This window comes from Streptomyces mauvecolor (assembly GCF_039532965.1).
Taxonomy (GTDB): Bacteria; Actinomycetota; Actinomycetes; order Streptomycetales; family Streptomycetaceae; genus Streptomyces; species Streptomyces violascens.
Genome location: NZ_BAAASQ010000014.1, coordinates 140713 through 163951, shown reverse-complemented (window position 1 = coordinate 163951; position 23239 = coordinate 140713). Strand labels below are relative to the sequence as shown.

General features: G+C 70.4%; 16 protein-coding genes. 8 read left to right on the top strand and 8 right to left on the bottom strand.

Annotated features, from left to right (window positions below):
* Positions 1-144 precede the first annotated feature (144 nt).
* The gene (locus ABD346_RS20350; RefSeq protein ID WP_344376638.1) at positions 145-2376 is read left to right on the top strand and encodes a HelD family protein; all 2232 of its coding nucleotides are present in this window, start codon (positions 145-147) and stop codon (positions 2374-2376) included.
* A gap of 63 nt (positions 2377-2439) precedes the next feature.
* Here ABD346_RS20350 and ABD346_RS20345 read toward each other — a convergent pair whose 3' ends face one another.
* Positions 2440-2640, bottom strand: coding sequence for a DUF397 domain-containing protein (locus ABD346_RS20345; protein WP_344376636.1), 201 nt, complete (start codon positions 2638-2640; stop codon positions 2440-2442).
* On the bottom strand, positions 2637-3467 hold the full coding sequence (locus ABD346_RS20340; RefSeq protein WP_344376635.1) for a helix-turn-helix domain-containing protein: 831 nt from the start codon (positions 3465-3467) through the stop codon (positions 2637-2639). Before ABD346_RS20340 ends, ABD346_RS20345 begins: the two co-directional genes overlap by 4 nt.
* Before the next feature lie 204 nt (positions 3468-3671).
* Here ABD346_RS20340 and ABD346_RS20335 point away from each other — a divergent pair, with 204 nt between their 5' ends.
* The gene (locus ABD346_RS20335) at positions 3672-4058 is read left to right on the top strand and encodes a hypothetical protein (protein ID WP_344376632.1); all 387 of its coding nucleotides are present in this window, start codon (positions 3672-3674) and stop codon (positions 4056-4058) included.
* Here the strand turns inward: ABD346_RS20335 and ABD346_RS20330 are convergent.
* Positions 4055-5134 (bottom strand): LacI family DNA-binding transcriptional regulator, encoded by a 1080-nt coding sequence (locus ABD346_RS20330; protein WP_344376630.1) that lies wholly within the window; start codon positions 5132-5134, stop codon positions 4055-4057. The two genes, ABD346_RS20335 and ABD346_RS20330, sit on opposite strands and share 4 nt — an antisense overlap.
* 221 nt (positions 5135-5355) lie before the next feature.
* Between ABD346_RS20330 and ABD346_RS20325 the strand changes: the two genes are divergently transcribed.
* The 6 genes from ABD346_RS20325 (at position 5356) to ABD346_RS20300 (ending at position 14968) form a co-directional block, all read left to right on the top strand.
* Positions 5356-6651, top strand: a complete 1296-nt coding sequence (locus ABD346_RS20325; protein WP_344376629.1) for an ABC transporter substrate-binding protein — start codon at positions 5356-5358, stop codon at positions 6649-6651.
* A 76-nt stretch (positions 6652-6727) separates the two neighbouring features.
* Positions 6728-7687 (top strand): carbohydrate ABC transporter permease, encoded by a 960-nt coding sequence (locus tag ABD346_RS20320; RefSeq protein WP_344376628.1) that lies wholly within the window; start codon positions 6728-6730, stop codon positions 7685-7687.
* A gap of 25 nt (positions 7688-7712) precedes the next feature.
* Positions 7713-8603 carry a carbohydrate ABC transporter permease gene (locus tag ABD346_RS20315; RefSeq protein WP_344376627.1) on the top strand — a complete coding sequence of 297 codons (891 nt, stop codon included), beginning with the start codon at positions 7713-7715 and terminating at the stop codon, positions 8601-8603.
* Positions 8604-8658: 55 nt separating this feature from the next.
* Complete coding sequence (locus ABD346_RS20310; protein ID WP_344376626.1) at positions 8659-9900, top strand: glycoside hydrolase 5 family protein; 1242 nt, start codon at positions 8659-8661, stop codon at positions 9898-9900.
* 22 nt (positions 9901-9922) lie between these two features.
* A complete protein-coding gene (locus ABD346_RS20305) occupies positions 9923-11926 on the top strand; it encodes an endo-beta-N-acetylglucosaminidase (protein WP_344376624.1) in 2004 nt (667 codons plus the stop codon).
* Positions 11927-11956: 30 nt separating this feature from the next.
* Complete coding sequence (locus ABD346_RS20300; protein WP_344376622.1) at positions 11957-14968, top strand: alpha-mannosidase; 3012 nt, start codon at positions 11957-11959, stop codon at positions 14966-14968.
* A gap of 66 nt (positions 14969-15034) precedes the next feature.
* On the opposite strand, the gene ABD346_RS20295 is transcribed toward ABD346_RS20300, so the two are convergent.
* From ABD346_RS20295 to ABD346_RS20275, 5 genes are all read right to left on the bottom strand, one after another.
* Positions 15035-15340 (bottom strand): putative quinol monooxygenase, encoded by a 306-nt coding sequence (locus ABD346_RS20295; protein WP_344376621.1) that lies wholly within the window; start codon positions 15338-15340, stop codon positions 15035-15037.
* A gap of 184 nt (positions 15341-15524) precedes the next feature.
* A complete protein-coding gene (glgB, locus tag ABD346_RS20290; RefSeq protein ID WP_425583006.1) occupies positions 15525-17843 on the bottom strand; it encodes a 1,4-alpha-glucan branching enzyme in 2319 nt (772 codons plus the stop codon).
* A 20-nt stretch (positions 17844-17863) separates the two neighbouring features.
* Positions 17864-19231 carry a maltokinase N-terminal cap-like domain-containing protein gene (locus ABD346_RS20285; protein WP_344376619.1) on the bottom strand — a complete coding sequence of 456 codons (1368 nt, stop codon included), beginning with the start codon at positions 19229-19231 and terminating at the stop codon, positions 17864-17866.
* Between the two features lie 143 nt (positions 19232-19374).
* Complete coding sequence (gene treS, locus ABD346_RS20280) at positions 19375-21081, bottom strand: maltose alpha-D-glucosyltransferase (protein ID WP_344376617.1); 1707 nt, start codon at positions 21079-21081, stop codon at positions 19375-19377.
* A complete protein-coding gene (locus ABD346_RS20275) occupies positions 21078-23174 on the bottom strand; it encodes an alpha-1,4-glucan--maltose-1-phosphate maltosyltransferase (RefSeq protein WP_344376616.1) in 2097 nt (698 codons plus the stop codon). Before ABD346_RS20275 ends, treS begins: the two co-directional genes overlap by 4 nt.
* Positions 23175-23239: the final 65 nt, after the last annotated feature.

Below are 23239 nucleotides of genomic sequence, written 5' to 3'. Positions count from 1 at the left end.
GACGCCGACGACGTGGTCAAAGAAAATGCCCCGGGTGAATTGACACCCGGGGCATTTCCTTGCGTATATTAGGTGTTTCGCGATTTCGCATAATGAAGTCACGAAGAAGCCTTATGGAAGCACTGTATCGCGTCAGGAGTGGAATTGTCAACCGAGGAATTTCGGAAGGAACAGCAATTCATCACCGACCTCTACGCCCGACTCGACGAGCTGCGGGACCAGGCCGAGGTCGCGGTGCAGTCGGCGTTGTCGCAGGTCGGTACGGGTCTTCAGGCCCGGCTCGAACGGGATGTGATGGTCGCCGAGCAGTCCGGGCTGCTCGGCGCGCTCAACGCGGGCGAGAACGGGCTGTGCTTCGGGAGGCTGGATTTCCAGGACGGCAGGGCGCATCACGTCGGACGTATCGGAATCCGCAGGAATGACCGGGAGCGCACTCCGCTGGTGATCGACTGGCGCGCCGAAGTGGCCCGCCCGTTCTACCTCGCCACCGGGCATTCACCGATGGGATTGCGGCGCAGGCGGCACATCACCACCGAGGGCCGCACCGTCACCGCGCTGCACGACGAACTCCTGGACCTGACGGACGCGGAGCGCACCGGGCACGAGGGCGCCAACGCCGACGAGGTGCTGCTCGCCGCCCTTGACGCCGCCCGCACCGGCCGGATGCACGACATCGTGCAGACCATCCAGGCCGAGCAGGACCGCATCATCCGGGCCCCGCACCGCGGGGTGCTCGTCGTCGAGGGCGGCCCCGGCACCGGCAAGACCGTGGTCGCGCTGCACCGGGCGGCGTATCTCCTGTACGAATACCGGGAGTTGCTCGCCCGGAGGGCCGTGCTCATCGTGGGGCCCAACCCGGCCTTCCTCGGCTACATCGGCGACGTGCTGCCCTCGCTCGGCGAGACCGGGGTGCTCCTGTCGACGATGTCCGAGCTGTTCCCCGGCGTCCACGCGACCGGCACCGACACCCCCGAGGCGGCCGAGGTCAAGGGCCGCGCCGCCATGGCCGAGGTGCTCGCCGCGGCCGTACGCGACCGCCAGACCGTGCCCGAGTGGGCCATCGAGATCGAGCACGAGGGATACGGCACGATCCAGCTCGACCGGGCGATGGCCGAGGACGCGAGGTGGCGGGCGCGCGAGAGCGGGCTTCCGCACAACCTGGCGCGGCCGCACTTCGCGTTCCACATCATCGACGCGCTCACGGCGCAACTGGTCGAGCGGATCGGCGCGGACCCGTTCGGTGGCCCGAACCTGCTCGGCCCCGACGACGCGGCCCAGATGGGCAAGGAGATCGCGACGAGCCGCGAGGTGCACGCGGCGATAGAGGAGCTGTGGCCGAAACTGACGCCGCAGGATTTCGTGGCGGACTTCCTCCGCGACCCGTCCCATCTCCCGGACGCGGATGCCAAGTTGATCCGGCGGGAGGGCGGCGAGTGGACACCGGGTGATGTGCCGCTGCTCGACGAGGCGGCCGAAATCCTGGGCGAGGACGACAGCGCGGCGCGAGCCGCCGCCGAGGCCGAGCGCCAGGAGCGGATCGCCTACGCGCAGGGCGTGCTCGACCTCTCGGCGGGCTCGGAGTCGTACGAGTTCGAGGACGAGGAGTCCGAGGTGCTCGCGGCGCACAACATCATCGACGCCGAGCGGATGGCGGAGCGGCACGAGGAGGCCGACCACCGCAGTGCGGCCGAGCGGGCCGCGGCGGACCGCACGTGGGCGTTCGGCCACATCATCGTCGACGAGGCGCAGGAGCTGTCGGCGATGGCCTGGCGGCTGCTGATGCGACGCTGCCCGATCCGTTCGATGACGCTGGTCGGCGACCCGGCGCAGACCGCGGACGCGGCAGGCGTGGGCTCGTGGGAGCGGATCCTCTCGCCGTACGTCGCGGAGGGGAACTGGGAGCACGTACGGCTCGGCGTCAACTACCGCACCCCGTCCGAGATCATGGCGGTCGCGGCCGAGGTGCTGCGGGACGCCGACCCCTCCTTCGTCCCGCCGAGCTCCGTCCGCTCCACCGGGGTACGCCCCTGGGCCCGGCGCGTCACCCCCGACGCGCTGGCCCCGGCGGTGGCGGAGGCCGTGTCGTCCTCCCGGGGCACGGGCCGCCTGGCGGTCATCGCCCCGGCCCCGCTGCATGCCGCACTCCGCGAAGCCCTGCCCGACGCGCCCTTCGGCCCCGTCCCCGACCTGACGAGCGAGGTCGTCCTCCTGGACCCCCGCCAGGCGAAGGGCCTGGAGTTCGACGCGGTGCTGGTCGTGGAGCCGGGGGAGTACGGCCTGAGCGACCTGTATGTCGCACTGACCCGGGCGACGCAGCGGCTGGGAGTGCTGCACACGGGCGAACTGCCGTACGCACTCCGCGTGTTGGAGCCCTAGCCGGAAAAATGCCCCGCCGCTCCGAAGGCCTGGAGCGGCGGGGCTCAGTGCGCGCGGGCGCGGCTAGGCGCCGGCACGCTTGGTGAACTCTATGAGCGCGGTGAAGGCCGCCACGGAGAGGGTGAGTGTCGGTCCGTCCGGGCTCTTGCTGTCCCGGACGGGAACCACGCCGTGCGAGCCGGCGAGGTTGGCGGCGACCTCGACGCACTGGCCGCCGTTGCTGCTGTAAGAGGATGTGAACCACTGAGGGGTGTTGGTCGTCACGGTGTGCCCTTTCGTGCCTCTTCGATCACGGCCACGGATGCCGCCTGCGACAGTGCTTCAGCCTGCATCTGATGGTAGGCCGTCAACAGGGGCTGTACGAACCGCATATCGCGCTCCAGACGGCCCTGTTGAGCGGACTCCGCGTACGCGACATGGGCCCGGTCCGGCAGGGTCAGCAGTGTTACAGGCAGGTCGAAGGCACGCCGTTCGCCAAGGTCGTAAGGAGCCACCTGCAATACGGTCGAGGGCAGTTCGGCGAACTCGATGAGCCTCTCCAGTTGAGCTCTCATGACGCGGGGTCCGCCCACCGTGCGCCGTACGCAGCTTTCGTCGAGCACCACGTACACCAGGGGAGCGGGAGACCGGTCCAGGGACGCCTGCCTCCGAGCCAGGAGCGACAGCCGTTCTCTGGCCTGATGTTCTGTGATCGCCCCGCGCCGCACGGCGCCCGTGGTGATGGCGGCGGCGTACTCGGGTGTCTGGAGCAGCCCCGGGATGATTCCCAACTCGAAGAGGCGCATCTCAGCCGCACGCACCTCTTGGGCGACGTACTCCGGGAACCCTTCCAGGATCGCGGTGTGCCACACGGCCCGGCCCTGTCGTTCGAGCTGATCACCGGTACCCAGCGCTTTGTCAGCGCTTGCCGCGAAGCGAGGAGTTGGCGGCCGACGATTGGTTTCGACGGCGGAAATGTGAGTTCCGGAGAACCCCATGCGCTCGCCCAACTCATCCTGTGTCCAGCCGCGTTCGTCCCGTAAGGCGCGTAGGCGCTGGCCGAAGCGCGCGCCGGGTGACCGATCGGGGTCCAACTCCCTGCGATTCACCATCGGGGCTCCCAACTCTCCGAGCAAACCACGCAAGTTGAAGACTGCCCCACTCTAGGCCACGCTCACTCCCGTCGGTAGTCGATTCGCTACGGAGGGGAGTCATCGGTGTTCACGAACCGGGGAGCTCACGAGGCGCCCAGTCCAGACGTGCTCAGGGCCGTACTGGCCGGATTGCAAGGGGGGTTGGGGCCTGGAGGGTCGCCCGTGCCGTCGCCCGAAGCGCTGCCCGTGCCGGGGTGCGACATCTGCCGGGCGGCCAGCGGCGCGCGGGCCGGTGCGCACATGACGGGGAGCCCCGTCGCCGTGCGCCAGGCGACCCACATCATCCGCGGCCACCCGCACGGCGCGGGCACCGGTCTGAATCTGGAGGCCGGGGAGCTCGCGGAGTTCACGCGGCCGCGGCCGGGGGCGGTCGATCCCGGGGCATGCGCCGAGTGCGCGCTGATCAAGCTGCTGGCCGTGGAGGTCGTCGCGGCGGACAGCCGGGTGCTGGCCGCGCGCTGGGTGGAACTCGCCTACCGCCACGCGGAGTTGGGGCATCCGTGGGACCGGCGGCTGGCGCGGGACCGAGGGGTGGGCCCGAACTCCTAGGCGGGAGGCGCGCCCGTGCTTTCGCGGGGCTGGAGGCGCGGCAGCGGGTCCTGCACCTGCCGAGCCGCACCCCCGTCCAGCAGGGCCAGCAGCTCGGACGCCGCCCGCTCTCCGAACGCGTCCGCCTTCCGTACCAGCGCGGTGAGTTGGGGGTGCAGCGTGTGGCAGATCACCGAGTCCTCCCAGGACACCACCGACACGTCCCGCGGGATGTGCAGGCCCCGCTCGGCGGCGACGCTGACCGCCGCCACCGCCATCACCTCGTTGTCGCAGATGAGGGCGGTGGGCGGGGCCGGGGCCGAGAACAGCCGCCGCGCCGCCTTCGCCCCCTGGCGGTCCGTGAAGTCCGTCGTCACCGACACCGCCTGTTCCAGGCCCAGCCGTCGCCCCGCCGCCCGCAGCGACGCGATCCTGCGGGCCGTATGGGCGAAGCCCGGCGTGCCCGCGATGTGGCCGATGCGGCGGTGGCCCAGTGCGTACAGGTGCCGGACGATCAGGTCCATCGCGCCCGAGTCGTCGGCCCAGATGTTGGAAAGCCGTGCCTGGCGCGGGAGTTGGGGCGCACCTGGGTTCCCCGGCGCCTCCATCCCGCCGATGATCACGGCCGGCAGGCCGAGTACCGCCAGGGTCTCGGGGCGCGGGTCCGACACCCGGGGGTCGACCACGATCACCCCGTCGACCCGCCGCTGCGCCCACCAGCGCCGGTACAGCTCGCACTCCGCCTGGACGTCGTCCACCATCTGGAACACCAGCGCCTGGTCGCGCGGCGCGAGGCTCGCCTGGATGCCCGAGACGAGCTGGAGGAAGAACGACTCCCCGCCCAGGCTGTCCGCCGGGCGGGCCAGGACCAGCCCGATCGCGCCCGCGTTCTCGCCGGAGAGCGCACGCGCGGCGGAGCTCGGCCGCCAGCCGAGCCGGTCCGCGACCCGTATGACCCGGCGGCGGGTCGAATCGGACACCCCGGGGCGGTTGTTGAGCGCGAAGGAGACCGCGCTGGTGGAGACGCCGGCCTCTCTGGCCACGTCTTTCATGGTCGGACGGCGGGGCGGCGGCGCATCGCTTTCGGTCTCGCTCATGGGCCGATGGTAGCCGTAGCAACGCGCAAGTAACACGGTTTAGTTGATCGCTTCTAAACCGCGTTAGTGGGCGCCAAATATTCGGGACTTTAGTCCTTTTTAGCTCTGCTGACCTGTTGGTTTAGCAAATCGGCTCACTTATTCGCCATTGACGTCCAATTAATGCGCGCTGCATGGTGTGCGGCAACGTCATCGGGACGAGGCGAAGGAGTCAGCCACTCATGTCCATTCATCGCAGTGTCGCGATCCGGACGGCCGTCGGGCTCGGCGCGGCCCTCTCGCTCACCGTGCTCACCGCGTGCGGGGGCGGCGGGAGCGGCAAGGGTTCGGCCACCGACGGGAAGGTCGAGGGCGAGATCAAGTTCCAGACCTGGAACCTCCGCGCCAACTTCAAGGACTACTTCGAAGGCGTCATCAAGGACTTCGAGAAGGCGAACCCCGGCACCAAGGTCAAGTGGGTCGACCAGCCCGCCGACAACTACGCCGACAAGCTGAGCGCCGACGCCACCGCCGGCACCCTCCCCGATGTCGTGAACCTCTCCCCGGACCTCGCCTATCCCCTCGCGAAGGTGGGCACCCTGCTCAACCTGGACAAGGACAAGGTCGCCGCCAAGTTCAGGCCCGAGTACCTGGACGGCGCCTGGCAGGGCTTCGACATGCCGGGGCTCGACGGCTCGTACGCCTTCCCCTGGTACCTCAACACCGGCCCGCTCTTCTACAACAAGACCATGTTCAAGGACGCCGGCCTCGACCCCGACAAGGCGCCGAAGACCTTCGACGAACTCTTCGCGGACGCCGCCCAGTTGGCGAAGAAGGGCAAGGCCACCCTCGCTCAGCCGCCGACCGTCGAGGACTTCGGGCGCTACGGCGTCGACATCATGAGCAAGGACGGGGCGAAGTTCACCTTCAACGACGCCAAGGGCGTCGAGTTCCTGACCAAGTACCAGGAGATGTTCAAGGAGGGCGGGCTGCACAAGCAGGCGCTGACGCTCACCGCCGAGACGGCCGGGCAGAAGTTCCTTCAGCAGGAGGTCGCCATGAACCCGGGCAGCGCCCACGACCTGGAGACCTTCAAGAAGAACGCCCCGACGCTCTACGACAGCCTCGGCATCACCGACGTACCGACCAACACCGGCAAGCAGAACATGTACCTGCAGGGTCTCTCGGTCAACTCGCAGAGCAAGAACGCCGCGACCGCCCTCGCCTTCGCGCACTTCGTCACCGACCAGAAGAACCAGGAGGACTTCGGCCACAGGGTCGCCGTCTTCCCCAGCACCAAGGGCTCGCTCGAAAAGGACTACTGGACCAGGGCCGACAGTACGGAGGAGGGCAAGATCCGGGTCGCCTCGGCCAGGATGCTGCCGACCGCCGTCAACTACACGCCGGTGCTGTTCAGCGACGAGATGAAGACGATCCTGCGCAACGAGATCGCCAAGTGCCTCCAGGGCAAGGAGTCCCCGAAGGAGGCCCTGGACAGCGCGGCGAACCAGATGACCAAGCTGATCCAGCAGAAGTGACCCGGCGGACCGAGACAATGAACCACTCCTCGGTGCCGGCGACGAGCACCTCCCCACGGACCCGGCGGTGCACGGCATGAGCACCTCGACCACCACCGTCGCCGCGAAGGGGGCCGCGGGCCGCCCGCGCACCGCCGCCCCCGGCCGGCGCGCGGGCCGCACCACGGCCCGTACCCACAAGGCCTTCAGCCCCTGGCTGTTCCTGGCGCCCGGGCTCCTGATCACCCTCGCCTTCAACCTCTACCCGTTCCTCGCCACGGTGTGGAAGTCGTTCACCGACGCGCGCACCCTGACCACCGGCAGCTTCGTCGGCTTCGACAACTTCACGGCGCTCGTCCACGACGACCAGTTCTGGGTCGCCCTGCGCAACAGCGCGCTGTACGTGGTCCTGGTCGTGCCCTGCCTGGTCTTCCTGCCGCTGCTGCTCGCGCTCCTCGTGCAGCGGCACATCCCCGGCATCGCCTTCTTCCGGTCCGCGTACTACACGCCGGTCGTGGCGTCCGTCGTGGTCGTCGCCCTGATGTGGGTGTGGATGCTGGACGACCGCGGCTTCATCAACGGCGTCCTGCGCATGGTGGGCGTCGACCCGGTGCCGTTCCTGTCCAACGAGTGGCTGCTGCTGCTCAGTTCCATGGCCCTGACCGTGTGGAAGGGCCTCGGCTACTACATGATCATTTATTTGGCCGCGCTCGCGAACGTACCCAGGGAACTGCACGAGGCCGCCGAGGTCGACGGGGCCGGGCCGATCCGCCGCTTCCTCTCCATCACCATGCCCTCCGTGCGCTCCACGATGGTCCTGGTCGGCGCGCTCTCCTCGGTCTCCGCCTTCAAGGTCTTCACCGAGGTCTTCATGATCGCGGGACCGACCGGCGGCCCCGGCGGCGCCGACACCACCCTCGTCATGCTCATCCAGCGGGCCGGCACCGGCCTCCAGGGCCGCACCGGCTACGCCTCCGCCATGTCGATCGTGCTCTTCCTGCTGACCCTGGTCCTGATGCTCCTCGTCCTGCGGGCCGACCGTAAGGACAAGGACTGATGGCCGACCGGAAGGACACTCACTGATGGCCGCCGTCGCCCAAGCCCCCGCACCCGCCGATTCCCGCACCGCCGCCGGACCCCGCCGCACCCGCGCCCCCCGCTGGCGCACGGCCCTGCGGTACGCGGCCCTCGTCATCGTGCTGCTGATCATGATCGGGCCGTTCCTCTGGCAGCTGTCCACCTCGCTCAAGGGCACCACCGAGGACATCTACACCTCGCCGCCCCGGCTGCTGCCCGAGCACCCCACCTTCGCCAACTACCGGGGCGTCGCGGACATCATCCCGGTCTGGGACTTCATCCTGAACTCCGTGAAGGTGGCGCTCAGCAACGTCCTGACCAACGTGGTCGGCGCCGCGATGGCCGGGTACGCGCTCTCCCGGCTCCGCTTCAAGGGCCGCGGCGCCGCCGGGATCGTCTTCGTACTCGCCCTCCTGGTGCCGATGGAAGCGATCATGCTGGCCCAGTTCGCGACGATGCGCTCGCTCGAACTCAACAACACCCTGGTCGCCGTGGTGCTGCCCGGCTGCATCGGCGCGATGAACGTGCTGCTCATGCGCAACGCCTTCGACAACATCCCGTACGAGATCGAAGAGGCGGCCGTCGTCGACGGCGCCAATGTGTGGCAGCGCTTCACCCGGATCGCGCTGCCCGCCGTGAAGGGAACGCTCGCGGTCGTCGCGATCTTCTCCTTCATGGGCGCCTGGGACGACTTCCTGTGGCCGCTGATCGTGCTCTCCGACTCCGACCACTTCACGCTGACCGTCGGCCTGAACTTCCTGCACGGCACGTTCTCCAACAACCAGCGCGTCGTCGCGGCGGGCACCATCATCGCCGTCGCCCCGCTGATCGTGATGTTCGCCTGCCTCCAGCGGTTCTTCTTCCGCGGGGTCGGCGAGGGCGCGGTCAAGGGCTGAACCCTTCGGTATGCCGACAACTCCCTTTCCGTAGAACTACCTTGGAGCTCACCCCATGGCAGCCCCGCGCTTCGGCGTCAACTACACGCCCAGCCAAGGCTGGTTCCACCACTGGCTCGACTACGACCCGGACGCGGTGCGGGCCGACCTCGACTCGATCGCCGCGCTCGGCCTCGACCACGTACGGGTCTTCCCGCTCTGGCCCTACTTCCAGCCCAACCGCACCCTGATCAGGCCCCGCGCCGTCGAGCACCTGGTCGACCTCGCGGACGCCGCCGCCGAACGCGGCCTGGACGTCAACGTCGACGGCCTGCAAGGGCACCTGTCGAGTTTCGACTTCCTGCCCGCCTGGACCCGCACCTGGCACCGCCGCAACCTGTTCACCGACCCCGAGGTCGCCGACGGGCAGGCTGCCTACCTGCGCACTCTGGCCGCGGCGCTGGCCGACCGGGCCAACTTCATCGGCATGACGCTGGGCAACGAGGTCAATCAGTTCTCCGCGGGCCCGCACCCCGATCCCGACCGGGCCACCCGGGCCGAGGTCGACGTCTGGCTGGAGCGGATGCTGGCGGCCTGCGAAGAGGGGGCGCCCGGAAAGCTTCATCTGCATGCCGAGTACGACGCGTGCTGGTACCAGGACGACATGCCGTTCACCCCGGCCCAGGCGGCCCGGCGCGGCGCGCTGACCGCCGTGCACTCCTGGGTCTTCAACGGCACCGCGCAACGGCACGGCCGGATCTCCGTACCGACCGAGCACCACGCCGCCTACCTCGTCGAGCTGTCCAAGGCGTGGGCGGACGACCCGCACCGCCCGGTCTGGCTCCAGGAGGTCGGCGCCCCCGCCCCGCTCGTGCCGCCCGTGCACGCCGCAGCCTTCACCGAGGCCACGGTCGAGAACGCCCTGGACTGCCCCGACCTGTGGGGCATCACCTGGTGGTGCTCCCACGACGTCTCGCGCGACCTCGCCGACTTTCCCGAACTCGAATACGGCCTCGGCCTGTTGACCAACGACCGGCGTCCCAAGGACACCGCCCAGGTCCTGGCCCGGACCGCCGCCGCCTTCCGTGACGGCGTACGCACCTACGCCCCCGCACCCCGTACGGCGGCGCTCGTGGTCCCCGGCGACCCGGCCGCCCGCTCGGTGTGCGCCCCCGGCGGCGCCGTCTTCGAGGCGTTCTTCCGGCTCACCGCCGACGGCGCCCGCCCCACCACCGTCCTCGCCACCCGGGCCGACGACAAGGCGCACCTCGCCGCGCGCGGCATCACCGAAGTCGTCACCCCCGACCAGGTCCGGTAACGCTCCCGCCAGGAGGCACCCCGTGAACCCTCACCCCACCAGACGCGCCGTGGTTCTGGCCGGCGCGGCAGCAGCCCTCGCCCCGGCACTGCCCGCCTACGCCTCAACTCCGTCGAACGACAAGCCGGTTCAGCCGTACGCCTCCTACTGGTACCCCGATTCGCTGCCGTCCGGCAGCCCCGGCGAGGGCATCACATGGCGCAGCCTGAAGTCCTGGCGGAAGTCCACCGACGCCGACCTGGCGTTCAACGCGGCCACCGTCCCGCTCGCCCGGCGCTTCACCCCCACCCCGGCGAACCCGACCGCCCGCGCGGGCGAGGCCCGTATCCAGTCCCTGGTCTCCTTCGGCCCCACCGCGTCCAACCCCTCGCAGGGCGCGCCCACCGCCGACTACTACGCGCTGACGCACTGGGCGTACATCGACGAGCTGGTCTTCTGGGGCGGCTCGTCGGGCGAGGGCCTGATCCTCGCGCCGAACGCGCCGGTGGTGGACGCCGCCCACCGGCACGGCGTACGCGTCCTGGGCAATGTCTTCCTGCCTCCGGCCGCGTACGGCGGGCAGCTCCAGTGGACGCGCGACCTGGTTCAGAAGGACGCCTCGGGCCGCTACCCGCTGGCCGACCGGCTTGTCGCGGTGGCTGCCGCGTACGGCTTCGACGGGTGGTTCATCAACGCCGAGACCGACGGCGGGAACACCGCGCTCGCCACCGACATGCTCGGCTTCGTGAAGGAGCTCAAGGCGCTCGGCTCGGCCAGGGGGCAGCGCGTCACCTGGTACGACGCGATGACCGCGAACGGCTCGGTGAGCTGGCAGGGCGCGCTGAACAGCCGAAACCAGGCGTTCTTCGAGGCCGCCGACACCCTGTTCCTGGACTTCCGCTGGACGGCCGGAACCCTGGCGTCGTCCGGCGCGAGGGCCGAGCAACTTGTCCGCAGCCGCTACGCGTTGTGGGCCGGAGTGGACGTGGAGTCCAACGGCTGGGACTCGCCGGTGGACTGGGACGCGATCGTCCCGGCGGCGGGGCGGCATGTCGTGTCGTACGGCTTCTACCGCCCGGAGTGGACCCGCGGCCACCTCCCCGCGAACCGCACTCCCGGCGACTTCCACGCGGCGGACGACCGCTTCTGGACCGGCTCGTCGCTCGACCCGTCGCGCCCCGAAGCCGGGTCCGACTGGCGTGCTCCGGCCGTGGCGGTGGCCGACCGTTCGACGGTGGGCGCACTGCCCTTCGCCACGACCTTCAACACGGGCCACGGACTGCGCTGGTACGAGTCCGGCAAGGTGACGTCGCCCGCCGAGTGGAACCATCTCGGCCTCCAGGACCGGCTGCCGTCCCGGCGCTGGGTCACCCGCACATCCGGCCAACACCCCACCGTCGCCTTCGACTTCGCGGACGCGTGGCGCGGCGGCAGCAGCGTGCTCGTCTCGGGAAGTCCGGGCGCGCCGGTCACCCTGGACCTGTACGCGACGCGCCTGCCGCTGTCGAAACGTACGGTCGTGGAACTCACCCACCGGGCCGACGCGGACGTCACCGTCGAGCTGGCCGTGGCGACCGCCGAACCGGCGAAGCCGGGCGCCCCTCACCCGTACCGCTACCTACCGGCCGGCACGCTGAAGGCGGGCGGATGGACCACGACCCGCCTGCACCTGACCGGCGTGTCCGGCACGGCGAGGGCGATAGGGGTACGTCTTGCGGCGCCCGGTGCGCTGGCCTACCGACTCGGCGCGCTCGCCGTGCACGATGGTCCTCAAGTACCCGTATCTCCCAGGGAGTTGAAGGTGACCGCAGGGTCGGACGGCATGCGTTTCACCTGGCTCGCCGCGCCCGGCCCGCTACGTCACTACGAACTGCACCGGCTCCTCCCCGACGGCACCCGGCGCTTCCTCGGCGGCACGTGTCAGAGCGCCTACTACGTGCCGGGCCTGGTGCGCGAGCAGGGCGAGAAGGCGGCGCGCTTCGAGGTGCGGGCGGTGGGCGAGCTGTACGCCGCGTCCGGCCCGGCCCCGGCCGTCCACACCTGGTAGACCCATCCCACCCCGAAACGGAGTCCCCTCATGCATGACGACCGCGGCCTGGTCGAAGCCCGCCTCAAGCGCGTTCTGGACGAGCGCATCCGCCCCGCCGTGTACCCGGAGTCGGTGCCGCTCGATGTCGCCGTCTGGAACGCGCCGGGTGAGCCCGTGCCGGTGGAGGAGGGCCTGGCCGCTCCGGTGACGCCGGTCGCGGTCGGCGACATGTGGGGGCCGGCCTGGGGGACCAGCTGGTTCCGGGTGACCGGGACCGTACCGCGGGAGTGGGCGGGCAGGTCGGTGGAGGCGATCCTGGACCTCGGCTTCGACGAGAACATGCCGGGCTTCCAGTGCGAGGGCCTGGTCTACCGCCCCGACGGCACCCCGGTGAAGGGCCTCAACCCGCGCAACCAGTGGGTGCGCGTCGGAGCCCCGGTGGACGGCGGCGAAGAGGTGCGCCTGCACATCGAGGCGGCCTCGAACCCGGTGCTGCTCGACTACCACCCCTTCCTGCCGACGCAGCTGGGCGACATCGAGACGTCGCACCGGGACCCGCTCTACAAGCTGACCCGGATGGACCTCGCGGTCTTCGACGAGACGGTGTGGCGGCTGGTCATCGACCTGGAGGTGCTCGGCGAGCTGATGGAGGAGCTGCCCGTCGAGTCGGCGCGGCGCTGGGACATCCTGCGCGCGGTGGACCGGGCGCTGGACACCCTCGACCTCCAGGACGTGAACGGCACGGCGGGGGCGGCCCGTTCGGAGTTGACCGGGGTCCTGTCCTCTCCCGCCGAGCCGTCGGCGCACCGGATCAGCGCGGTGGGCCATGCGCACATCGACTCGGCGTGGCTGTGGCCGTTGCGCGAGACGGTACGCAAGGTGGCGCGTACGACGTCCAACATGACGGCCCTCCTCGACGACGAGCCCGAGTTCATCTTCTCGATGTCGCAGGCCCAGCAGTGGGCGTGGATCAAGGAGCACCGGCCGGAGGTGTGGGCGAAGGTGGTCAAGGCGGTGGCGGACGGCCGGTTCGTCCCGGCGGGCGGCATGTGGGTGGAGGCGGACACGAACATGCCGGGTTCGGAGGCGATGGCCCGGCAGTTCGTGCACGGAAAGCGATTCTTCATCGACGAGTTCGGCGTCGAGAACGACGAGGCATGGCTGCCCGACACCTTCGGGTTCGCGGCCGGACTGCCGCAGATCATCAAGGCGGCGGGCTCGAAGTGGCTCCTCACCCAGAAGATCTCCTGGTCGCAGACCAACAAGTTCCCGCACCACACCTTCCAGTGGGAGGGCATCGACGGCACCCGGATCTTCACCCACTTCCCGCCGGTCGACACGTACAACTGCGCCATGAAGGGCAGCGAGATCGCCCACGCGGCCAAGAACTTCAAGGACAAGGGGGTGGCCAGGCACTCGCTCGCGCCGACGGGCTGGGGCGACGGGGGCGGCGGCACCACCCGCGAGATGATCGCGAAGGCGGCGAGGCTGAGGAGCCTGGAGGGCAGCGCGCAGGTGGTCTGGGAGACCCCGGCGGAGTTCTTCGAGAAGGCGGAGGCGGAGTACGCGAACCCGCCCGTGTGGGTGGGCGAGCTGTACCTGGAACTGCACCGGGCGACCCTGACGAGCCAGGCGAAGACGAAGCAGGGCAACCGCAGGAGCGAGCATCTGCTGCGCGAGGCCGAGCTGTGGTCGGCGACGGCGGCGGTGCGGTCCGGGGAATTCACCTATCCCTACGCGGACTTGGAACGCATCTGGAAGACGGTACTGCTGCACCAGTTCCACGACATCCTGCCGGGGTCGTCGATCGCGTGGGTGCACAGGGAGGCGGAGAAGACGTACGCGGCGGTGGCCGCGGAACTGACGGCGATCACCGAAAGGGCCCAGCGCGCATTGGCGGGCGAGGGCGCGGAGCCCCTGGTCTTCAACGCGGCCCCGCATGCACGGCATGGGGTGGCGGCGGGCGGGGCGTCCAGCCCGGTCGCAGACGCCCCTTCCGAACGGTCCGCCCGCCCGGGCGGCGGCTTCGTGCTGTCCAACGGTCTGCTCCGAGTGGAGATCGACGAGCGGGGTCTGCTGGTCTCGGCGTACGACATGCTCGCCGGCCGGGAGGCGATCGCGCCGGACAGCCCGGCGAACCTGCTGCAGATCCACCCGGACTTCCCGAACATGTGGGACGCGTGGGACGTGGACGCGTTCTACCGCAACACGGTGACGGATCTGGTGGAGGCGGAGGAGGTGGCGCCGGGGGAGGAGGGCGCGTCGGTGCGGGTGGTGAGGACGTTCGGTTCGTCGAGGGTCACCCAGACCCTGACCCTGGCACCGGGCTCCGCCCGCCTGGACATCGACACAGAGGTGGACTGGCACGAGACGGAGAAGTTCCTGAAGCTGGCGTTCCCGCTGGATGTGCACGCGGAGCGGTACGCGTCGGAGACGCAGTTCGGCCACTTCTACCGGGCGACGCACACCAACACGAGCTGGGAGGCGGCGAAGTTCGAGGCGTGCAACCACCGCTTCGTCCACCTGGAGGAGCCGGGCTGGGGTGTGGCCGTGGTGACGGATGCGACGTACGGCCACGATGTGACGCGCACGGTGCGCGCCGGTGACTCGGGCACGACGACGACCCTGCGGGTCTCGCTGCTGCGGGCACCGCGCTTCCCGGACCCGGAAACCGACCAGGGCCTGCACCGCTTCCGCCATGCGCTGGTACCGGGCGCGACGATCGGGGACGCGGTGAGGGAGGGGTACGGGGTGAACCTCCCGGAGCGCACCCTGCCCGGCGCGGGCCCGGTCGAGCCCCTGGTGGTGGTCGACAACGACGCGGTCGTGGTGACGGCGGTGAAGCTGGCGGACGACGGGAGCGGGGACGTGGTGGTCCGCTTCCACGAGGCGTACGGGGGCCGCGCGAGGGCGAGTCTGACGCTGGGCTTCTCGACGGAGGGCGTGGTGGCAACGGACCTCCTCGAACGCCCGCTGGCGGAGCCGGAGCCGACGGAGGGACTGGTGGAGGTGACCCTGCGGCCGTTCGAACTGCGGACGCTGCGTTTCAAGCGGTCGTAGCGGGCGCGGACCGCCCGGCGGCGGGCTCGGGCCCGCCGCCGGGCTCGGGCCCGCCGCCGGGGGGGGCTATCGGGTCTGGCTGGGCTCGGCGAGCAGGTCGTCGACGAGCTGGAGCCGGGTCTCGGGGAACCGCTCGGCGATGGCGTCGCTCATCATGGCGGCCCCCTCAGGATCAGGCATCGCACACCGCTCACGGCTCGCGGCATCGGGCCAGCGCGCGTACGCGACCCACGTACCGTCGTCCGCCCGGTGGAGCCGCGACCCATAACTCCCGCACCGCGCGTGGATCGCCTCGGTCACCCGGTGCCAGCCGTCGGCGAACTGCTGCTCCTTGTCCGGCTTGATGCTCCATCGGTAGATCACGGCGAACATCTCTGGCTTCCCCCTCGTTCGTTCGTGGCCGGTTCGGGTGAACAGTAAATGATGTTGCTCGGGCGGCCCCGACCGCCTGTGAGCCGGGCGACCGACTTCGCGGTCTGACGGCCGCCCCCTCACGACCCCGCCCCTGCCGCGAACGGCCGGGCGGGGTTCGTCATGGGAGCCCGGGCCCCCGCCCTCAGACCCCCCGCAACCAAACCGTCCCCAACGGCGGCAGCGTCAAGCAGAGAGACACCGGCCGGCCATGTGACGGCACCGGCTCCGGCTTCAGGGGGTCCGGGTTGCCCACCCCGCTGCCGCCGTACCGCAGCTCGTCCGTGTTGAGGACCTCCCCCCACGTTCCCACCGACTCCGGCACCCCGAGGCGGTACTCCGCGCGCACCACCGGGGAGAAGTTGGACACCGAGAGCAGAGGGGTGCCCGCCGCGTCGTGGCGGAGGAAGGCGAAGACGTTGTCCTCCGCCGCGTCGCCCGCCACCCACGTGAAGCCCGACGGGTCCGTGTCCCGCTCCCACAGGGACGGTTCCGCCGCGTACACCGCGTTCAGGTCGCGGACCAGGTCGCGTACGCCCCTGTGGTCCGATTCCGCGCTGTACGACGGGTCCAGGAGCCACCAGTCCGGGCCGTGGCCCTCCGACCACTCCGCTCCCTGGGCGAACTCCTGGCCCATGAAGAGGAGCTGCTTGCCGGGGTGGGCCCACATGAAGCCCAGGTAGGCGCGGTGGGTGGCGCGCTGCTGCCACCAGTCGCCGGGCATCTTCGAGACCAGGGCGCGCTTGCCGTGGACCACCTCGTCGTGCGAGATCGGCAGTACGTAGTTCTCGCTGTACGCGTACACCATCGAGAACGTCATCTCGCTGTGGTGGTACTTGCGGTGCACCGGCTCGTGCTGGACGTAGCCCAGCGAATCGTGCATCCAGCCCATGTTCCACTTCAGACCGAAGCCCAGGCCCCCGTGATCGGTGGGCCGCGTCACGCCGTCCCACGCCGTGGATTCCTCCGCGACGGTCACGACGCCGGGGCAGCGCCGGTACACCGTCGCGTTCATCTCCTGGAGGAAGGCGACCGCGTCCAGGTTCTCCCGGCCGCCGTGCTCGTTGGGGGTCCACTCGCCGTGCTCGCGGGAGTAGTCCAGGTACAGCATCGAGGCCACCGCGTCCACGCGGAGGCCGTCCACGTGGAACTCCTCGCACCAGTACGTCGCGTTGGCGACCAGGAAGTTGCGGACCTCCTTGCGGCCGTAGTCGAATTCGAGGGTGCCCCAGTCGGGGTGCTCGGCGCGGGCCGGGTCCTCGTGCTCGTAGAGCGTCCGGCCGTCGAACTCCGCGAGCGCCCAGTCGTCCTTCGGGAAGTGCGCCGGCACCCAGTCCACCAGCACCCCGATGCCCGCCTCGTGCAGCGCGTCGATGAGGAAGCGGAAGTCGTCCGGGGTGCCCATGCGCGACGTCGGGGCGTAGAAGCCTGTCACCTGGTAGCCCCACGAGCCGCCGAAGGGGTGCTCCGCCACGGGCAGGAACTCCACGTGGGTGAAGCCCAAGTCCTTTACGTAGGCGGGTAGTTGGTCCGCCAGTTGACGATACGTCAGGCGTGGGCGCCAGGATGCCAGGTGGACCTCGTACACCGAGAACGGGGCCTCGTGCACCGGGCGCTCGGCCCGCCGGGCCATCCAGTCCGCGTCCCGCCACACGTGGTGCGACTCGGTGACGATCGAGGCGTTGGCCGGGGGCACCTCGGTGCGCCGGGCCATCGGGTCGGCGCGCACGGTGTGGCTGCCGTCCGGGCGCATGATGTCGAACTTGTAGAGGGCCCCGTCTCCCACCCCGGGCAGGAACAGCTCCCACACCCCGGTCGAGCCGAGCGAGCGCATGGGGTGCGCGGTGCCGTCCCAGTAGGTGAAGTCGCCCGTGACCCTGACCCCTTGCGCGTTCGGCGCCCACACCGTGAAGCGGGTGCCGGTCACGCCCTGATGGGCCATCGGGCGGGCGCCGAGCGCCGTCCACAGCTCCTCGTGCCGGCCCTCGCCGATCAGATGCAGGTCGAGGTCGCCGAGCGAGGGCAGGAAGCGGTACGGGTCCTGCACCTCGATCTCGGTGTCCTCGTAGGTGACGAGCAGGGTGTAGTCCGGGATGTCACGCAGCGGAAGGACCCCGGAGAACAGCCCGTCGCCGTCGTCGTGCAGCTCGGCCCGCAGCCCCTTGCCGAGCACCGTCACCGCCTGCGCGTACGGGCGCAGGGCCCGGAACGCCACCCCGCCGCGCACCGGATGCGCGCCGAGCAGGGCGTGCGGATCGTGGTGCCCGCCCGCGAGCAGGCGCCCCCGGTCGGCGGCGGCCAGGGCGGGCGCGGGCCGGACGCCGCGCCTCGCGGCCCGGCGCGGCGCGGGCGGCGCTTTGGCCGGCTTCGCCGCCGGGGCCGGCTCGATGGTGCGCGGGGCGGATTCGGAGGAGCTGCGGGCGGGGCGGGGGGTCACGGGGTCTGCCTCCTCAAGGGGCGTCATGTGCAGGCGAGTTCACAGCTTCAGTCCCTGGCCAGGCGGCGGATGGCCGCCATCGGCACGGGCAGCCAGTCGGGGCGGTGCCGGGCCTCGTAGAGCACCTCGTACACCGCCTTGTCGGTCTCGTACGCGCGCAGCAGCTCGGGCGACTCGCGCGGGTCCGAGCCGGAGCATGCCGCATAGCCCGCGCAGTAGGCGGCCCGGCAGTCCGCGGCCCAGCGCGGGTTCGGCGGGCGCGCCGAGCAGGACGCGTAGTCGAACGAGCGCAGCATGCCCGCGACATCGCGGACCGGGGGCTGTGGGCGGCGGCGCTCGGCGAGCGGGCGGGCCGGCTCTCCCTCGAAGTCGATCACCGACCAGGGCCCGTCCGCGGGGCACAGGGCCTGACCCAGGTGCAGATCGCCGTGGACGCGCTGGGCCGTGCCCGCCGAGTCGAGGGCTGCGACCGCCTCGAACGCGGCCCGCAGGCCCGGAACGTACGGTGCGAGCGCGGGCACCGCCTGGGCGGTGGCGTCCAGGCGCTCGGCCATCGCGGCGGCGATCAGCGCCGTCTGCGGGCGGCCGAGGGTGACCGGGGTGAACGCGTCGGCGAGGGCGAGGTGCACCTCGGCGGTGGCCCGCCCGAGTTCGTACGCCTCCCGTGTGAAGGCGCGACCCGCCGCGAGCGAGGCGAGCGCCAGGGTCCAGCCGTCGTCGGCGCCGCGCAGGAACGGCTGGAGCACGCCGAGCGTCGCGTCCTGGGGCTGGGAGGTGCGGAACCAGGCCGCCGGGGCGGGCACCCGCGCACAGCCCTGGCGGGCCAGCGCCCACGGCAGTTCCAGGTCGGGATTGACACCCGGCTGCACCCGGCGGAACACCTTCAGGATGAACGTATCTCCGTACACCAGCGAGGAGTTGGACTGCTCGACGCCGAGCAGGCGCGGTGCCAGACCCGGCGGAACCTTCACCTCCGGGTCGAGTTCGAAGGACAGCGGGCCCACCGTGCCCGGGGTGCGCAGGCGCTCCAGGAGCAGGGCCGCGGACTGCGGGTCCTGGAGGGCGTCGTACACGGTGTGCCCGGCCAGCGGGCCCTTGTCCGCCCGGCCGATCAGGGCGGGGGCGAGCCGGGGCGGCAACTGGTCGCGCACCCCGATCAGGAGCTGGTAGCAGTCGGCGGGCACCGGCGCGGCGTCGGCGGGGAGCGGCAGCGGGGCGTGTTCGGTGCGCACCAGCAGGTGCAGGAAGCCGGGCAGCAGCTCGGTCGCGGTGAGCAGGACGAAGTCCGTGACGGGCCGCCCCTTGCCGGCGAACCAGCGCTGCCGGGGCAGCCATTCGTGCAGGAGCGGGGCGAGCGAGGTCAGCAGCCGGGCGAGTGGGAGGCCGGTGGAACGGGGCGGTGCGGCCTTCGGCATGACGGCGCATCCTTTCCCCGGGCACACATCGAGTTGCGCAGAGTGTCCCGGATTGCAACAGAAGCTGTCCGGCGGCGCGCGGGGTTCGGGGTTCAGAGTGCCCCGGGCGGAGCGGCCAAAACCGCTCCGCCCGGGGCTACGGGTCAAGTGACGGCGGGGTCCTTCCGCAGCCGGAACCAGTAGAAGCCGTGGCCGGCCAGGGTGAGCAGATACGGCCACTCGCCGATCGCCGGGAAGCGCACCCCGCCGATCAGCTCCACCGGATGCATCCCGTTGAACGCCCTCAGATCGAGCTCGGTGGGCTGCGGGAAGCGCGAGAAGTTGTGCACGCACAGCACCAGGTCGTCGCCGGACTCGCGCAGGAAGGCGAGGACGGCCGGGTTCGACGACATCAGCTCGGTGTACGAGCCGAGCCCGAAGGCGTGGTTCTGCTTGCGGATCTCGATCATCCGCCGGGTCCAGTGCAGGAGCGAGGACGGCGAGGCCATGGCCGCCTCGACGTTCGTCACCTGGTAGCCGTAGACCGGATCCATGATCGTGGGCAGATAGAGCCGGCCCGGGTCGCAGGAGGAGAAGCCCGCGTTGCGGTCCGGGGTCCACTGCATCGGGGTGCGCACCGCGTCGCGGTCGCCGAGCCAGATGTTGTCGCCCATGCCGATCTCGTCGCCGTAGTACAGGATCGGCGAGCCGGGCAGCGAGAGCAGCAGCGCGGTGAACAGCTCGATCTGGTTGCGGTCGTTGTCGAGCAGCGGGGCGAGCCGGCGCCGGATGCCGATGTTGGCGCGCATCCGGGGATCCTTGGCGTACTCGGCGTACATGTAGTCGCGCTCTTCGTCCGTGACCATTTCGAGGGTGAGCTCGTCGTGGTTGCGCAGGAAGATGCCCCACTGGGCGTTGCGCGGGATGGCCGGGGTCTTGGCCAGGATTTCCGAGACCGGGTAGCGGGACTCGCGGCGCACCGCCATGAAGATGCGCGGCATCACCGGGAAGTGGAAGGCCATGTGGCACTCGTCGCCGCCCTTGGCGAAGTCGCCGAAGTAGTCGACGACGTCCTCGGGCCACTGGTTGGCCTCGGCGAGCAGCACCGTGTCGGGATAGCTCGCGTCGATCTCGGCCCGTACCCGCTTGAGGAACTCATGCGTTGCCGGAAGGTTTTCGCAGTTGGTTCCCTCCTGCTGGTACAGGTAGGGCACCGCGTCGAGGCGGAACCCGTCGATGCCGAGGTCGAGCCAGAAGCGCAGGGCGGAGACGATCTCCTCCTGCACGGCCGGGTTCTCGTAGTTGAGGTCCGGCTGGTGGGAGAAGAAGCGGTGCCAGTAGTACTGCTTGCGGACCGGGTCGAAGGTCCAGTTCGACGTCTCGGTGTCGACGAAGATGATCCGGGCGTCCTGGAACTGCTTGTCGTCGTCGGCCCAGACGTAGTAGTCGCCGTAGGGGCCCTGCGGGTCCTTGCGCGACTCCTGGAACCACGGATGCTGGTCGCTGGTGTGGTTCATGACAAAGTCGATGATCACGCGCATGCCGCGCTGGTGGGCGGCGTCCACGAATTCCACGAAGTCGGCGAGATCGCCGAACTCGGGCAGGACCGCGGTGTAGTCCGAGACGTCATAGCCGCCGTCACGCAGCGGGGATTTGAAGAACGGCGGCAGCCAGAGGCAGTCGACGCCCAGCCATTGGAGATAGTCCAGCTTGGCGGTGATGCCCTTGAGATCCCCGACGCCGTCGCCGTTGCTGTCCTGGAAGGACCGCACGAGCACCTCGTAGAACACCGCTCGCTTGAACCACTCGGGGTCGCGGTCCTTGGCGGGGGTGTCCTCGAAGGTGTCGTGGACGGGCTCGTTGACGATCATGGTGTGGGTGACCCTCCGATCGGCGGGGACGGTCGCAGGACCAGGATGTGCGCGGGTGCCCGGCCCGGCTCCAGACGCACGTAGTTGGCCCTGCCCCAGTGATAGGTCTCACCGGTGAGCTCGTCGCGCACCGGGAAGGACTCGTCCCATGCGAGGCCGAGTTCCGGCATGTCCAACGAGACCGTGGCCTCCTGGGTGTGGTGGGGGTCGAGGTTGGCGACCACTAGTACGGTGTTCGGCCCCGCGCGCTTGCTGTACGCGATCAGCGCGTCGTTGCCGGTGTCGTGGAAGTGGACCGAGCGCAGCTGACGCAGCGCCGGGTGGCGGCGCCTGATGCGGTTCAGCGAGGTGATGAGCGGGGCGATGGAGCGGCCCTCGCGCTCGGCCGACTCCCAGTCACGGGGCCTCAGTTGGTACTTCTCGGAGTTCAGGTACTCCTCGCTCCCGGGCTTGGCCGGGGTGTTCTCGCACAGTTCGTATCCGGCGTAGACGCCCCAGGTGGGGGAGAGCGTCGCGGCGAGCACGGCCCGCACCTCGAAGGCGGGACGGCCGCCCTCCTGGAGGTAGCCGTGCAGGATGTCCGGGGTGTTCACGAAGAAATTGGGCCGCATGTAGGGCGCGGTCTCGCTCGCCAGCTCGGTGACGTATTCCGTGAGTTCGTGCCGGGTGTTGCGCCATGTGAAGTAGGTGTACGACTGCTGGAAGCCGATCTTGGCGAGGGTGCGCATCATCGCGGGCCGGGTGAACGCCTCGGCCAGGAAGATCACGTCAGGGTCGGTGCCGTTGATCTCGGCGATGACCTTCTCCCAGAAGACCACCGGCTTGGTGTGCGGATTGTCGACCCGGAAGATCCGTACGCCGTGCCCCATCCAGAACCGCAGCAGCCGCACCGTCTCCTCGATGAGGCCCGGCATGTCCTGCTCGAAGGAGATCGGGTAGATGTCCTGGTACTTCTTCGGCGGGTTCTCGGCGTACGCGATCGTGCCGTCCACCCGGTGGTGGAACCACTCGGGGTGTTTGTCGACCCACGGGTGGTCGGGGGAGCACTGGAGGGCGAAGTCGAGGGCCACCTCCAGGCGCAGGTCGCGGGCGGTGGCCACGAAGTCGTCGAAGTCGTCGAGGGTGCCGAGGTCGGGGTGGACGGCGTCGTGCCCGCCGTCGGCCGAGCCGATCGCCCAGGGCACACCGACGTCCTGATGCCCGGCCTTCAGACTGTTGTTGGGGCCCTTGCGGTGCGTGGAGCCAATGGGATGGATGGGCGGCAGATAGACGACGTCGAAGCCCATCGCGGCGACCGCGGGAAGCCGCTCGGCCGCGGTGCGGAAGGTGCCGGACACCGGCGGGCCGCCCTGGGGGACCACCGCCCCCTCCGAGCGCGGGAACAGCTCGTACCAGGACCCGAACAGGGCGCGCTCGCGCTCGACGAGCAGGGGCATGGGCGCCGAGGAGGTGACGAGCTCGCGCAGCGGGTGCGCCGCGAGGGCGGCCACCGCGGCCGGGGCGAGGGCGGCCGCGAGCCGTTTCCTCGGCGTACGGCTCGTGTCGCGCAGGGCGTCCACCGCGGCGAGCACCGCCTCGCGGCCCTTGGCCTTGGGCACCCCGGCCGCGGCCCGCTCGTACAGCGCGGCGCCCTCCGCGAGGACGAGCTCGGTGTCCTGGCGGGCCGGGATCTTGATGGCGGCGTGGTGGCGCCAGGTCGCGACCGGATCGCTCCAGGCCTCGACGGTGTACGTCCAGCGGCCCTCGGCGGCCGGGGTGATCTCGGCGCCCCAGCGGTCGGTGCCGGGGGCGAGCTCTCGCATCGGGGTCCAGGGGCCCGGCCTTCCTCCCGGGTCTCTCAGGACGACATTGGCGGCGACGGCGTCATGGCCCTCGCGGAAGACGGTGGCGGTGACCTGGAAGCTCTCCCCTGCCACCGCCTTCGCGGGCCTTGTGCCGCACTCGACGGCAGGGTGTACGTCGAGCACGGGGATGCGGCCGATTGACGGGTTCGGGTTCACGGGCTCACCTGCGGGTGATTGGTAGGGTTTGCCGCGTTTGCGGGAATCTGTCCTTTTTATCTGCTCCGTTGACGGCTGACCGGCTGCGGGCATGGCCGCTCCTGTCCGCGTTCACTCGAATGGCGTGCGGGAGAGACTGCGGGAATGCGTTACCGGGG